General features: G+C 41.6%; 13 protein-coding genes. 8 read left to right on the forward strand and 5 right to left on the reverse strand.

The window, feature by feature from the left end; all coding sequences use genetic code 11:
* Positions 1 to 39: 39 nt before the first annotated feature.
* Positions 40 to 174, reverse strand: coding sequence for a hypothetical protein (locus CV014_RS29880; protein WP_268964520.1), 135 nt, complete (start codon positions 172 to 174; stop codon positions 40 to 42).
* A 93-nt stretch (positions 175 to 267) separates the two neighbouring features.
* Between CV014_RS29880 and dapB the strand changes: the two genes are divergently transcribed.
* Positions 268 to 1,104: a 4-hydroxy-tetrahydrodipicolinate reductase gene (dapB, locus tag CV014_RS06365; protein WP_236141259.1), complete on the forward strand. Its 837-nt coding sequence runs from the start codon at positions 268 to 270 to the stop codon at positions 1,102 to 1,104.
* A gap of 190 nt (positions 1,105 to 1,294) precedes the next feature.
* Complete coding sequence (locus CV014_RS06370; protein ID WP_236141260.1) at positions 1,295 to 1,987, forward strand: phosphate ABC transporter permease; 693 nt, start codon at positions 1,295 to 1,297, stop codon at positions 1,985 to 1,987.
* Positions 1,988 to 2,080: 93 nt separating this feature from the next.
* Here CV014_RS06370 and CV014_RS06375 read toward each other — a convergent pair whose 3' ends face one another.
* The gene (locus CV014_RS06375) at positions 2,081 to 2,803 is read right to left on the reverse strand and encodes a hypothetical protein (RefSeq protein ID WP_236141261.1); all 723 of its coding nucleotides are present in this window, start codon (positions 2,801 to 2,803) and stop codon (positions 2,081 to 2,083) included.
* Between the two features lie 245 nt (positions 2,804 to 3,048).
* On the opposite strand from CV014_RS06375, the gene mnmA reads away from it, so the two are divergent.
* A complete protein-coding gene (mnmA, locus tag CV014_RS06380) occupies positions 3,049 to 4,104 on the forward strand; it encodes a tRNA 2-thiouridine(34) synthase MnmA (protein WP_236141262.1) in 1,056 nt (351 codons plus the stop codon).
* A gap of 157 nt (positions 4,105 to 4,261) precedes the next feature.
* Here the strand turns inward: mnmA and CV014_RS06385 are convergent, their stop codons facing one another.
* Both CV014_RS06385 and CV014_RS06390 read right to left on the reverse strand, forming a co-directional pair.
* A complete protein-coding gene (locus CV014_RS06385; protein ID WP_103136670.1) occupies positions 4,262 to 4,579 on the reverse strand; it encodes a helix-turn-helix domain-containing protein in 318 nt (105 codons plus the stop codon).
* A gap of 277 nt (positions 4,580 to 4,856) precedes the next feature.
* The gene (locus CV014_RS06390; protein ID WP_236141263.1) at positions 4,857 to 5,453 is read right to left on the reverse strand and encodes a glyoxalase-like domain protein; all 597 of its coding nucleotides are present in this window, start codon (positions 5,451 to 5,453) and stop codon (positions 4,857 to 4,859) included.
* Between the two features lie 197 nt (positions 5,454 to 5,650).
* On the opposite strand from CV014_RS06390, the gene CV014_RS06395 reads away from it, so the two are divergent.
* Positions 5,651 to 6,280, forward strand: coding sequence for a sigma-70 region 4 domain-containing protein (locus CV014_RS06395; RefSeq protein WP_236141264.1), 630 nt, complete (start codon positions 5,651 to 5,653; stop codon positions 6,278 to 6,280).
* 70 nt (positions 6,281 to 6,350) lie between these two features.
* Positions 6,351 to 7,448, forward strand: a complete 1,098-nt coding sequence (locus tag CV014_RS06400) for a tetratricopeptide repeat protein (RefSeq protein WP_236141265.1) — start codon at positions 6,351 to 6,353, stop codon at positions 7,446 to 7,448.
* 134 nt (positions 7,449 to 7,582) lie between these two features.
* Here the strand turns inward: CV014_RS06400 and CV014_RS06405 are convergent, their stop codons facing one another.
* Positions 7,583 to 7,945: a hypothetical protein gene (locus CV014_RS06405; RefSeq protein WP_236141283.1), complete on the reverse strand. Its 363-nt coding sequence runs from the start codon at positions 7,943 to 7,945 to the stop codon at positions 7,583 to 7,585.
* Between CV014_RS06405 and CV014_RS06410 the strand changes: the two genes are divergently transcribed.
* The 3 genes from CV014_RS06410 (at position 7,886) to CV014_RS06420 (ending at position 13,604) form a co-directional block, all read left to right on the forward strand.
* Positions 7,886 to 9,577 carry a serine/threonine-protein kinase gene (locus CV014_RS06410; protein WP_236141266.1) on the forward strand — a complete coding sequence of 564 codons (1,692 nt, stop codon included), beginning with the start codon at positions 7,886 to 7,888 and terminating at the stop codon, positions 9,575 to 9,577. The genes CV014_RS06405 and CV014_RS06410 overlap by 60 nt on opposite strands.
* Positions 9,578 to 9,608: 31 nt before the next feature.
* Positions 9,609 to 11,618, forward strand: a complete 2,010-nt coding sequence (locus CV014_RS06415; RefSeq protein ID WP_236141267.1) for a serine/threonine-protein kinase — start codon at positions 9,609 to 9,611, stop codon at positions 11,616 to 11,618.
* 1,107 nt (positions 11,619 to 12,725) lie between these two features.
* Positions 12,726 to 13,604, forward strand: a complete 879-nt coding sequence (locus CV014_RS06420) for a DUF4397 domain-containing protein (protein ID WP_236141268.1) — start codon at positions 12,726 to 12,728, stop codon at positions 13,602 to 13,604.
* Positions 13,605 to 13,820: the final 216 nt, after the last annotated feature.

Genomic DNA, 13,820 nt, shown 5'->3' on the forward strand with positions numbered 1-13,820 from the left:
GGTTAAATGATAATCATTTTCATAGATTTTGAAAAGTCATTAGTCATAGGGCATTGGGCATTGGGCATTGGGCATTGAGGTAAAACCTACCTTGTCTACCTTGTTACCTATTCCCCATTCCCCATTCCCTATTCCCCATTCCCCATTCCCCATTCCCCATTCCCCATTCCCCATTCTCCGTTCCCCAATTTGACAAAAAACTAGCAACGGACACACTAAAGTCTCTACAATAATTCCCTGTTGATTAAAATAACTATAGTTGTAATTATGACGAATCAAGCTCCTATTCCAGTAATTGTCAATGGTGCGGCTGGCAAAATGGGTCGTGAGGTAGTGAAGGCGGTAGCACAAGCACCTGATTTAAATCTAATGGGTGCAATTGACCGCAGTGCAGAACATCAGGGTAAAGATGCGGGAGAATTAGCGGGTTTAGCAGAACCTTTGGAAGTTCCTATCACTGACCAGTTAGAACCGATGTTGGGGTATGTGGCTGGAGAAAGACAGGGGCCGCCTGGGGTGATTGTAGATTTTACTCATCCTGATTCAGTTTACGATAATGTGCGGAGTGCGATCGCCTATGGAATTCGTCCTGTAGTGGGGACAACGGGGTTAAGTCCAGAACAACTGCAAAATTTAGCAGATTTTGCCGAAAAAGCTAGTACAGGTTGTTTAGTAATTCCTAACTTTTCCATTGGGATGGTTCTTCTCCAACAAGCTGCAATTACCGCTTCCCAGTATTTTGACCATGTGGAAATTATCGAACTGCATCACAACCAAAAAGCCGACGCACCTAGCGGGACAGCGATTCAAACTGCTCAATTACTAGCTCAAATGGGTAAAACATTTAACCCAGCAATTGTGGAAGAAACGGAGAAAATCCCAGGTGCTAGAGGTAGTTTAGCGGAGGAAGGGATTAGAATACATAGTGTGCGCCTACCTGGACTGATAGCCCATCAGGAAGTGATTTTTGGCGCAGCCGGACAAATTTATACTTTACGCCATGATACCAGCGATCGCGCCTGCTATATGCCAGGAGTCTTACTAGCGATTCGCAAAGTTTTACAGTTAAAGTCATTGGTGTATGGCTTAGAAAAAATTCTGTGAGACAGTCAATAGTCAACAGTCAATAGTCAACAGTCAACAGTCAATAGTCACAACTCATTACTCATTACTCAGCACGGGCTAAACGCCGCGCTACCGCTAACAGCACTCACCACTCACCATCGGCTAAACGCCGCGCTACCGCTAACAGCACTCACCACTCACCACTCACCACTCATTACTCAGCACTATTATGCTTGTCCCACTGACTCGCCAGAAATTTGAACAACTCATTCCTTTGATTGCGACTGGCCCACAGTACAAGTATTACTGGGGGAAGTTTGCTAATTTTTTGCAGCGTCTGTTGATTTCTGTAGTAGTCGTAGCTGTAATTCTGTTGGTAAAAGTGCTGTTTCGGCTGGTAACTAGCCCTATATTATTTTTTGTGGGAGTGGTTGCTGCACTGTTTTGGCTATGGTATCCCATATTTCAAGCTAGTATCCGCAATATCAAATGTCGTCGTTACAAATATAGTGGGTTTTTTCGGGGTCGAATTCTTGATTGGTGGATTACAGAAAAGTTAATCGGCAAACAAGAAACCGTCAACAGTAAAGGCGAATTGGTGATTGTGGAAAATCGAGAAAAACGCATTAATATCGAGGTTGGTGATGATACAGGATTTAGTGTTGAGTTAGAAGCACCACTACGTCCCTTTCACAAAGAAATTGTCCGTGGACAAATAGCCGAAATGATTGTGATGTCAAATAGTCCAGATTTGAGTAGCATTGAAGACTTTAGTGATGTGTATATTCCCAGTCGTAACCTCTGGGTTAGCGATTATCCTTACATCAGAAGAGATTTCTTTGACGGAGTCAGCAGTCGTTTACGAGAAAACCGACAACCAAGAAGACAAAACTCCCGTCGTCCTCGTCGGAGTAGGGAATGAGGACAAGGGGCAGGGTGTAGAGGGCAGGGGGAAAAGCGCATCTCAAAATAATCTATCTCCCTTGCTCCCTGCTCCTTGTCTCCCTGCCTCTTCTTACCTATCGTAATAGACTCTGGCGTTACCGAAACCGCGATCGCGAACGATATTATTCCAACTTTCGGCTTCGGTGCGCTGTCTAAAAGGCCCTATGGCTACGTGTGGGCCTAGCGGTTGTCTTTTTTCTGCGACTAAACCATATAATCCTGTAACCTGTCTGACTTGATTGGCAACTATTGATAAATCTTGTGGTTTCGTGGGAATAGTTACGTAATACCTGGATTTACTACCGACGTTACCAGGATTGCCATTTCCAGGATTCGAGGGGATTTGTTGTCCATCACTGACAATTCTTGCACCATAAACTCCAATAGCATTGAGTTGTCTAACTCGTTGTTGTGCATTGCCTTGTTCATTAAATACCCCAGATTGAATCACAGAACGACCATTTAATTGGCGAAAATATGCGCTGGGTTCAACATTTTGGCGGATTTGTTGCAAAGTCCACTCACTGTTGCTTTCAACGTAAACTGAGTAGCGTTGAAAACTTTGGTTGTAAGGATACTGTTCTTGTTGGTATTGATTAAAAAATTCTACGGGCTGATTTTGTGCGTAGTCTGGTGGGGGTGGTAAATTTTCTAAGACAGTTTGAGACAGCAGTATTTCATTACTTTTGCTGATTTGTCCCTGGGCGGGATGAGTAAGCAATAATAGACAACTACCTAAGAAGACAGACATGATAGGTAATTTCATGTGTGTGCCTGTTATCTGGTTAGACATAGTAAGTAATGCAACTTATGATCTATAAATTTGGTGCAAATTTCCCTAATTGCTAGCTTAAATTGTGTAAGTCGATGTGGCAATGAACACCTGAAGAAAAATGAGAATGAAGTCCTGTTTTTCTGGGGCTTTGAAGCTGATATGTTAAAATTGAGCAGTTAAAAATCTTGAGTATTGTAGTTGGCGATCGCAAGGTAAATTTTTACATACAGCGCAGCGATCACGCCCGGCTTAACTGAAAAGATATGAAAAAAGTCGTCGTTGGTCTTTCTGGTGGCGTTGACAGTTCTACCGCCGCCGCTATTCTCCACCATCAGGGCTATGAAGTAATTGGTTTGACCCTTTGGCTAATGAAAGGCAAAGGGCAATGTTGCTCTGAAGGGATGATCGACGCGGCTTCTATTTGTGAACAATTAGGCATTCCCCATCAAGTAGTTGATATGCGGGATGTCTTTCAAAACCAGATTGTTGATTATCTGGTGAGTGGTTACAGTGTGGGAATTACACCTTTACCTTGTTCCCAGTGCAATAAAACTGTGAAGTTCGGCCCAATGGTACAGTATGCCCGTGAACAATTGGGATGCGATCGCATTGCCACTGGTCACTATGCTCGGATAAACTACGATGAAACCACAGGACGTTACCAACTATTAAGGGCTGTTGACCGCAATAAAGACCAGTCCTACTTCCTGTATGATTTGTCTCAAGATTTACTTGCCGCATCGTTATTTCCTCTAGGGGAAATGCAAAAAGCCGACACCCGCCGCATCGCTGCGGAACACGGTTTAAAGACTGCTGACAAACCAGAAAGTCAAGACTTGTGCTTAGTAGAAAGCAACGGCTCAATGCGGGCATTTTTAGATAAATATCTTGCGCCCAAAACAGGTGATATCGTCGATACCACAGGCAAAGTTTTGGGACAACATGATGGTGTCCATCATTACACCATTGGTCAGCGTAAAGGTTTAGGAATTGCGGCGGCTGAACCGTTGTATGTAATTGAATTAGACGCGGTAAATAATAGAGTAGTAGTAGGCGATCGCACTAAAGCTACCCAACCAGAATGTACAGTGAGCCGAGTTAATTGGGTATCTATGGCTGAACCCACTTCCCCCATTCGTGCGGAAGTGCAGATTCGCTATCGTTCGAGTCCTGAACCTGTGACGGTGATACCCTTAGAAAATTCCCGTGTGCGCGTGGTGTTTGATGAACCCCAATTCAGCATCACCCCTGGACAAGCTGCTGTCTGGTACGACGGTGAAAAAGTTCTCGGTGGGGGAATTATCGAACAGAGTGCTTAGAATGTAGGTTGGGTTGAGCGATAGCGAAACCCAACATAACACGATGTGCGACTTATATATTCTGTAGCAAATTCTTCAAACTGAAGAGGGTGATAATTGTCGCGATTAACCCCATTTTATTTCGGGCAGAGCATAAATCATAAAGAATGCTTCCGTTTTAATAAAGCACACTGTTTAACCCACGATTCTTTACCAAGTGTAGTAGTTTAAGAGACGCTCCACTAGGCCGCTTTTGTCCTATTTCCCATTTTTGAACGGTTGAAGGACTTATATTCAAAATACGTGCAAAAACAGCTTGACTTACTTGAGATGATTCCCGTATTTCTTTAATTTGATTAGGTTCTAGAGGCTCAATAGGGGGTAAACATAGGTGTTCAAATTCGCGCAATGTAGTTTGACTCATTAGCCCAGCTTTGTTTAAGTCTTTTACTGTTTCATGAACCGCTTCCAGAATTGCTGACTTTTTCTTCCGCATTACAAATCACCTCTATTAACGCATTACTATTTTTTGCCTGCTCAAGCTCATCATGTGTATAACTTTCTTCCTAAAAGATATTCAAACAAGTAATACCAAGTTGAAACATGATTGCGACAAATGGATTGCCCAAAAGCTTACCAGTAAAGCATTCCACAATCCAAAATCTAAAATATAAAATCCAAAATGGTATAAGGTGCGTCAGCGCATAAGAACCTTGCTTATACCAAGAGATTCTTTACACTGACGCACCCTACCAAATACTATTGACTATTGACTAACTCGCTACTTCCGCCACTTCAATAACCCGTCCTTCATAGTCTTTCACTAGGAAGTTGAGGGGCTTTTGAGAGCGAATCTTAAATTTCAAACCGCGTGTTTCCACCCGCAATAAAATCATTTCTAAGCAGTCACGGTCAAAACAAACGTGACGTTGCTGATTTTTCATTCCCAAACTCGCGCCGGTAATAACGTGCAGTTGGGTGTTTTTCTTTAGCTGATACCAGAGTCCATCATTACCGTTGCTGGTTGTCTTCCCTGACCAAGTGGGACTGGTGGACATATATAGCGGGTCGATACCTGTCGCGCCTATGGTTTGTTCGTAGTTGTAGTAGTAGTGCAGTGGTACTTCTGCGGCGGGTAAATCTAATAGACCTTCATATAATTGTCTAGCAATCTCTAAATCAGACACCATCACAGTATGCACTTTGGGCGCGCTGGTGAGGAATAGCCACATAGCACCCGCATAGGCTGCTAGGAGCATTACCATAATGCCTTGAGTGGAAAATAGGCTATCTAGGGGAAGGGAGGGTAAAAAAGAGCCTAAAGTCAAAGGCGTGAGCAGAAACGATATCACACTAGCTGCTATAACCATGAACAAATTAGAAATTATATAAGATATCCGCTTTTATTATTGTCGATCAGGACTTAAAAGGGGTGTTTATTTTAGTGTACCAAGACTAAACTTGTCTGAGCCTCCACCCCAAAGACAGCAACATCAAGATATTATACTGCTGACTCTCAAACTTTATATTGCTAATACTATCTTAATCACTATCCATCGGCAGACTCATGCAAATTCCTCAATTTCCTGAAACCAACCACCCTTTAGTTAAGTCACTGTTTCATCATAGTGACCAAGAATTACTGGATTTGTTTCAACATCATCCTGATGATGGCAAATACTTTACAGTGATTTTTTGTCGTTATAGTCCGATAGTTTACACTTTGATTCAACATTCGGCGCGATCGCCTGTGCAAGCTGAGTATTTATTTGCCCTGACTTGGCGACATATCTATTATGAACTCGGTGGACTGGATTTAAACAACCCCCTACCAGGTCAAGAAGGTATGACTTTGCAAAATTGGCTGATTAATATTACAGCCGTTTGCATTAACGAAATTCAGCTACCACCTACAGAAGCCATTCATTATTCCCTACAAACTACTTCGCCGCCGTTTTGGTGCTATGTGGAACAGGCTTTAGACCAATTACCCCCAATTTTAAGATTAATTGTCTTAATGGCGCAGACTTTTCACTGGAGCGAAACGCGCATTGCGGCTTACCTACAAGCGGAAGGGGAAAAGATTACACCTGCTGAAGTAGCCAATTTTCTCCAGGAAGGCTATCGTATGTTAGAGGACAAATTACCCGCAGATATCCGCGCTATCTACTTAAGAGAGGATTTAGTCAAGTCATAATTTTAAGTATATATGCGTAAGCTGGTAGTCTTAATATTACCATTTAGCCCAAATTCCAGGGGTAAGTTTTATGAGACAAAAGCCTACAATGTTAAATTTCCCCGCCCTTAGAACTCCAAGCTATTGGTTGGTGAATAAATATAAGTTTTTTAGTTATTCTCTGGTACTGTTAGCTGTAGTGCTGAATCCTGTGATGGCGAATGCAGCTGATATCACAGAACAATTGCACAGACCCTCAAGTAATTCCTTTGGTAGACAATCCAGAGATGATGCAGATGCTCTCTTGCGCGTTGCTCAAAAACACTATGATGGTGGCTATCCTGAAAAGGCTATTGATGCAGGCTTACAAGCACTGAAGATTTATCATGCTATCGGTGACTTCCGTGCTAAGGGATTGACTTATGATTTATTAGCAAAAGCTTACATTCAACTAGGACGCTACAAAGAAGGTGAAGACGCACTCAGGCGACAGTTAGGAATCGCACGGGATACCCAAGATTTTCAATCGCAGATTTTCATTTTAAATAATATCGGGACTTTATTTTTACAATCCGGTCAACCTGCTCCCGCCGATCAAATGCTGGAAGAAGCCTTAAAAATTGCTCAAAATGTCAAAAATATTGAGGGTCAAGGCTTATCTTTAAGTAATTTAGGCTTGGTGTACGCTAGACAGGGTGATTACAACAAAGCCATTAAACTATATGAAACAGCCTTAATTTACCGTCGCCGCAGTGGTGATTTGCGGGGTGAATTAAATACATTAAATAACTTAGGTGATGCTTATTTAGAGGCTGGTAATTATCAAGGCACCATAGGTACTTATGGCGCAGCGATGGGAATGGCGAAAATCAATCGCGATCGCGCCAATCAAATCCGCGCCATTGACGGCTTAGTTACCGCACACACTGCGGCGGGACGCTACGAACGCGCCTTTGAATTACTCCAACAGCGTTTAATACTCGCCCAGGAACTACAAAATCTCCCAGAACAATTAAGATCCTTTGAATCCTACGCCCAACTATACGAGCTGTTAGGTAACTATCCCACTGCCCAAAATTTCTATGAAAGAGCTATCATACTCTCACAAAACCTCAAAGACAGTAGAAAAGAAGTAGTATTACGCGATCGCCTCACCCAAATGTTAAAGCGGCGTGTAAAGAGTAGTTAATTCAATGTATTTTAGCGATTTTCAGCCAAAAATATTCTAATTCTCTTCTAGGGTAGATCATACAGCCTACCCTCAAATGTCTAATGGTACTTGATACCAATTCACAATTCGCAATGGACTAACGTCCCGCTACGCTAACGCAATTCGCAATTAAAAAACTTAGATGCAGCAAAACTTTCAGGGTTTACATCTGTATCAGGTTTTTCGTGAAATGGTATGACGTACTTCCCAATCCAGAAAAAGTAAGGGACTTCACCTTGATGGCAAGGGGGCAGGGGTGCAAGGATGCAGAGGAGGAGATGGAAGAAAGAGCAATGCCCAATGCCCAGTCCCCAATCCCCAGTCCCCAATCCCCAACTTTGCCGAGAGAATATTCGTAAATAGAACTGTACTGGTTGTAGTAATTTATAAAAACCATCACCATATCCTTCAGAGCCATGCAGGTATATTGCAGTAAAAAACACGCAAACAGTAGCAGTAATCGTTTTTGCATTCATTGCGGCGAACCGTTGGCTCTTGCTGCTGGACAAATTGTAGACAATCGTTATCGAGTGATTCGTCAATTGGGACAGGGTGGTTTTGGACGAACTTATTTGGCTGAGGATACAAAAAAATCAAATCAAACCTGTGTACTGAAAGAATTTGCGCCCCAAGTCACAGAGAAACAGGATTTACAAAAAGCTAGGGAGTTGTTTGAGCGAGAGGCGAATGTCCTCAAAAAACTCAACCATACGCAAATTCCCATGTTTCATAATTCATTTCAAGTAACTCTTGGGAGTAAGGAGTTTTTCTTTTTAGTCCAAGATTATATAGATGGTGATAATTTTGACAAGCTCCTAGAAGAGCGTCAGAGTCAAGGGAAAAGTTTCACTGAAGCCGAAATCATTAATTTTTTAGAAAAAATATTACCAGTTTTATCCTATATACATTCCCAAGATGTAGTCCACCGCGACATTTCACCGGATAATTTGATTTGGCGACGTTCTGATAATTTACCTGTACTGATTGATTTTGGGGGGGTGAAGCAATTACCGGCTTCCCAAGGTTTTTGGTTTACTCAGTTGGCTGGTAACTACACACTTTTAGGGAAAAAAGGTTACGCACCAGAAGAACAGCTACGCCAAGGAAAAGTCTATAAAAACAGTGATTTATATTCTTTAGCGGTGACAGTTTTAGTTTTACTGACAGGGAAAGAACCGCAAAAATTATATGACAGCTATCAAGGGATTTGGCGTTGGGGTAGGGAAATCAATGTCAGCTTTAAGCTAGAGGCGGTGTTGAAAAAAATGCTTGCTTATAAACCAAGTGATCGCTATCAAAATGCTGATCAAATTCTCAAAGATTTACCATCACCAGACGTAACAAAAGCACCCGTGACCCATCTTACCAAGATTAAAACCATGATTGTTGCCCCAGGACGCAAAGCTGGGGCGATTGTCAGTAAGCTGCATAACAAAACTCAACTAGCGTCGCAAAAATTACCGTTACCTGCTTGGTTGCGTCCCTTTGCTGTGAGTTTTGGCGGTACGGCTATAGTGATTTTGACAGGCGCAGGAACTTGGGCTGTCGTCAATTCCATCATTAAAGGTGTGTCATCTATTCAACCACCGCAAATTTCTTTACCTCAACTGCCATCTTTACCTAATCCTATTGCTCAACCAGTAAGTGGTAAAGATAAGGTGAGCCTTAGTCAAGTTTTAAGCCGTCGTCAACAGTTAGAAGTTCCCGAAGGCTTTTTTATTCAGACAGTAGATGAATTATTTTATGCCCAAAAACCAGAATTGAAAGGACGCAGCCTCACCTCTAAACCAGAAGATGCAGCCTTGCGCGATGAATGGGCTACTGTCGGCGCAGATTTATTAAATAAAATAGAACAGGCTAACCTCAGTACAAACGCACGCCGTCAACTAGGAAGCTACACAGAAAGAGATTATGAAAATTGGAGGAGACAAGCCCGTTCAGGACAACTAGGAAACTATACAGTCAATGATCTTAATCGAGACACCAATCAAAAATTCGATAAGTTGTTTCCAGGTCAAGAGCGTGGGAAACTAAATCCGAACACCTTAAGACAAGTTTGGTATGCGATCGCATCTGATCAAGTCAGTCAAGCCAGACAAAGCAGATAACTAATGACTAATGACTAATGACTAATAACTAATGACTAACATTCAACCAGGGCTAACTTTAGGCGATCGCTATGTGATTATACGTCAACTCGGTCAGGGGGGTTTTGGACGTACTTATTTAGCTGAAGATATTAACCGTTTTCGAGAACTTTGTGTTTTAAAGGAGTTTTCCCCCCAAGTTCAAAGTGAGTATGTTGTCAAAAAGGCGCAAGAATTATTTCAGCGAGAAGCAAGCGTTTTATATAAACTGCAACATCCCCAAATTCCCCGTTTTCGGGAACAGTTTCATATTAAATTAGCCGGACAAGAATATTTATTTTTAGTTCAAGATTACGTCGAAGGACAAACTTATAGCGCGTTATTAAATGCCCGAAGACAACAGGGTTTAAGATTTACAGAATTAGAAATTAGACAACTTTTACAGCAAATTTTACCAGTATTGAGTTACATCCATTCTTTAGGTGTAATTCATCGTGATATTTCACCAGATAATTTAATTCTTCGCACAGTTGATCAGCTACCAATATTAATTGATTTCGGTGGCGTGAAGCAAGTAGTAGCCGCCGTTGCTTCCCAATATTATCAACCAGGAGTAGCCGCACCACCTCCAGCCGCTACCTTACTAGGTAAGGTAGGGTTTGCACCACCAGAACAAATGCAAACAGGTGCAGTGTCTCCCCACAGTGATTTATATGCTTTGGCGGTGACAGCTATCGTTTTATTGACAACGAAACAACCCCAAGAACTGGTAGATAACTACAATATGTCTTGGCTATGGAGAAGGGAAATTACTCTGAGTCCAGTGTTAGGGCAAGTCTTAGATCAAATGTTAGCTTCTCGTCCTGGCGATCGCTATCAGTCAGCCCAACAAGTTCTAGACGCACTCAACCCCACACCAGTATATTATCCCCCCACTCAAGCCCCCACTCCGACCACCGCGCCTACCTCCGCAGACACCCTCGCCGCTTCTCCTGTTCCTCAAATTTCCCCCACACCCCCAGCTGCAATTCCCCCCACACCCCAAAATCAATGGACACCTACTAAAACTTTTTTGGCCGTATTGGCTTTAGTCGTAACTGGGGGCTTAATCTGGTGGGGAGTGAGTGGAAAAAAAGATGATCCCATCATCGTTGATTCCACACCGACACCGACACCCACAATTACCCAACCAACCAACCCTTTAGATAAATATTCCCCAGCCGAAAGACGACGCAAGCAAACATTAAACACCAGCCGTCAACAATTGGGTGTAGATTTTAATTTCTATGTGAACTTAGTTAACCAAGTGTTTTGGGAACAAAATCCCAGTTTACGGGGACAAACCCTCAGCGATGAAGCAAAAGACGAACAGTTACGCACCGAATGGGATCAGGTTGCGGGTAATTTACTAGAAAAACTTAAACCTTTGAGTCCCAGAGCCAGAAGACAATTAGGTACTTACACTGACGCTGATCTCAATCGCTGGAAGGTAGATGTCAATCAAGTTAATGTTAGTAGCCGCGCTTTGTATGATTTAGGTGATGCAGCTTTCTTTAATGTCTTCCCAGAACGGAAAGGTAAAAATTTTATCAGCCAACCCATCGGACAAGTTTGGCACGCCTTTGTTAGTGATAAAGTGAATGCGATCGTTGGTGGTAGAGCTTTAGAAAAAATTGTTTTTGATCCTGGTGCTATTAGTAAAACTCTCGAAGGTAATCTCAAACCTGGTGAGGGTAAAGTTTTTATTGCTGATTTAGCCCAAAATCAAACTTTAGATTTTGAGGTAGAAGCCAATTCCCAAGTTTTGTTATCGATTTATTCTCCTTCTGGGAAAGTAACGTTTTTAGAAGATTCCTCCGAACGGACTTTAGCCACAGAATTACCAGAATCGGGATTCTACGAATTTGTTTTGGTGTCCACCGCTTCCACATCACAAAATTATCAACTCGTCCTGACAGTGGAAAATCCCAACCCACCAGAACCAACACCAACTCCCACGGAAACCACTACACCTACACCCACACCCAGCGACACCCCGACAGAAATACCCACACCCAATTAGGGAAGAAAAACCCCTCCCCGGCGAGTCTACAGTCTACACATATCCTCTTACTAAGTGCAGAATGTGGTTTCTAAATCTCCTTTATGACGGGGGACTTTGATTCTTTTTAACCCCGACTTGATTACCATCATTATTCTGTGTATAAATGAGTCAACTTTAATACCAATTCGCAACGATGCTCCCGCTACGCTAACGCGATGGACTTGTCTCCGAGATGCTACGCGTAGCTTGCTTCCCCGGAAGGGTACGTCCCGCTACGCTAACGCAATTCGCAATTGGTATTACTTGATAGTAATTTAGGCCACGAGTTCCCATCAATTTCATCATTCCAATCCCAAAATTATGAGTCGTGATGCGTAAAACTCCCTGATTCATCTGGGGGATATAAGCGAATGAGCCAAATTTATTTGGCTATCTTATCCTGGTTCATTGTGAATAATTCAAAATATTTTATCTGTTCTAATATTTTTTCTTATGTTTTCCCAGAAGTTGCGTATTTTCTAAAAGTGGATGCTCCCCTTAAACTGGGCAATGTTTAAGGGTTTGCCAGAAGGATTATCAGATTATTGGTCATAAAACAAACAAATTATGATCATTGTTAATATTAATTTTATCTCTCGGATTGACTATGTTAAGATAACATGAAGAAATTTAAAAGCTTTGTAATTATCAATCAAGAGTAGCCTGACAAGGAGGTGGGAAAAGCAATACAAAATTAATTAGAAATACAAAAACAAGAAAGATTCAAAACAAAATCATTTGTTACTAGAGAAGTGTAAGTATTTTATCAATAAAATACTCATATTTCTTTTGGAAGACTTTAACAGATTAATAGACTTGCTTACTGCTCATACTCTTCACAGCAAAACTATGGTTCTTGAGTACAGAGTTTAGTGTGTTTTCAGCACATTAGTTACTCAAGAACTAACAGTATCTCGTGGTTGAGAAAACAACAGAAAAAATAACGTGTCTTCTCAACTTCAATATCTACCATTGCAATATCTATAGCCCCATACATAAAAAATGTTTGCGATGATTATCGCATCATTTTTTATGCAGAATAAAGCTTGCTCATTGGTTATTTTCGTCTCACGATAGGAGAAAGATATGTTTCTAACCAAACGGTTATTCTTAGGTGTTTTGGCATTATCTTTAATGAGTTGGACTAGTTTTCCATCCAAAAGTTTAGCCAATTCTCAACTATTTCCAAAGCCTTCACAAAAGTTTTACACTGCCAGCTTACTAAATTCTATCCTCAATCCTATTCTAAACCCTTATAAATGCTCTACCAAATTAAGAGTGATTAACGCTGCTGTTCCTACTGCGTCACCAGTTGATGTCATTGTCAACGGTAAAAAAGTTTTGGAGAATGTAGATTTTCGTCAAGCTAGTCAATATATAGATGTAATACCAGGAAATATTCACGTACTTTTTGTGCAATCTGGTACTTCTAGTACAATTGCTTCTAGAACCTTTACAGGTGCGCCTAATAGTGCTTATACAGTAGCGATCACAGGAACACTACAAGGCCCGTCAGGTCAACCATTATTTAATCAATCACCTTTTGTGATTCCAGAAGATTTAACACAGCCTAATCCTGGTAAATTTAAAGGACGTTGGTATCGCTTTTCGGAAACTAGTGCTGTTATAGATTTCCGTATTAGCAAATCCTCTAGCCCAAATGTGGATGAAACTCGTATTACAGACCTGATACCCAAAACTGCTATTGCTTACCCAGAACTGACGGCTGGTACATATAACTTCAATCCAGTTTTACCTGACCAATTTAATCCATTGATCAATAATGCCTTCAATCCACCACTCACAGTAGAAATTGCGAATCAAGCAGTCCCGGCGGGAGTCATTTTTGATGTAATTGCTACAGGTAATGCCTTGGGTCAAACACCTAACTCACTGTTACTTACAACTGCTGTAACAACAGTAGCACCTCCTGATGCTAATGGGTGTACTCAGATTGTGCAGTAAACAATATCAACTTAGCGAGGCATTTTCAACCATAAGAATTTTATTTTTCTAGGACTTACGCAACGCCGATAAGTGTAGGAAAGCAATCCCAACGTCAGATGAGATTACGTTGCGATCGCTCGTCATGACAGAGCGAGGTTATTTTTGCGTAAGTCTTGTTTTGAAAAAACCGTATAACTAATGAAGCGGGTCTAATTACATCATACCCGCTTCATT

Origin of the sequence: Nostoc sp. CMAA1605, from assembly GCF_021596505.1 — a bacterium.
In the GTDB taxonomy this organism is placed as follows: Bacteria; Cyanobacteriota; Cyanobacteriia; order Cyanobacteriales; family Nostocaceae; genus Trichormus.

What these genes read in the sequence shown, in the direction of transcription:
- CV014_RS29880 (WP_268964520.1), bottom strand. Translation starts at nt 174, where the DNA reads ATGGGGAATGGGGAATGGGGAATGGGGAATGGGGAATGGGGAATAGGG.
- dapB (WP_236141259.1), top strand. Translation starts at nt 268, where the DNA reads ATGACGAATCAAGCTCCTATTCCAGTAATTGTCAATGGTGCGGCTGGC.
- CV014_RS06370 (WP_236141260.1), top strand. Translation starts at nt 1,295, where the DNA reads ATGCTTGTCCCACTGACTCGCCAGAAATTTGAACAACTCATTCCTTTG.
- CV014_RS06375 (WP_236141261.1), bottom strand. Translation starts at nt 2,803, where the DNA reads ATGTCTAACCAGATAACAGGCACACACATGAAATTACCTATCATGTCT.
- mnmA (WP_236141262.1), top strand. Translation starts at nt 3,049, where the DNA reads ATGAAAAAAGTCGTCGTTGGTCTTTCTGGTGGCGTTGACAGTTCTACC.
- CV014_RS06385 (WP_103136670.1), bottom strand. Translation starts at nt 4,579, where the DNA reads ATGCGGAAGAAAAAGTCAGCAATTCTGGAAGCGGTTCATGAAACAGTA.
- CV014_RS06390 (WP_236141263.1), bottom strand. Translation starts at nt 5,453, where the DNA reads ATGGTTATAGCAGCTAGTGTGATATCGTTTCTGCTCACGCCTTTGACT.
- CV014_RS06395 (WP_236141264.1), top strand. Translation starts at nt 5,651, where the DNA reads ATGCAAATTCCTCAATTTCCTGAAACCAACCACCCTTTAGTTAAGTCA.
- CV014_RS06400 (WP_236141265.1), top strand. Translation starts at nt 6,351, where the DNA reads ATGAGACAAAAGCCTACAATGTTAAATTTCCCCGCCCTTAGAACTCCA.
- CV014_RS06410 (WP_236141266.1), top strand. Translation starts at nt 7,886, where the DNA reads ATGCAGGTATATTGCAGTAAAAAACACGCAAACAGTAGCAGTAATCGT.
- CV014_RS06405 (WP_236141283.1), bottom strand. Translation starts at nt 7,945, where the DNA reads ATGAATGCAAAAACGATTACTGCTACTGTTTGCGTGTTTTTTACTGCA.
- CV014_RS06415 (WP_236141267.1), top strand. Translation starts at nt 9,609, where the DNA reads ATGACTAACATTCAACCAGGGCTAACTTTAGGCGATCGCTATGTGATT.
- CV014_RS06420 (WP_236141268.1), top strand. Translation starts at nt 12,726, where the DNA reads ATGTTTCTAACCAAACGGTTATTCTTAGGTGTTTTGGCATTATCTTTA.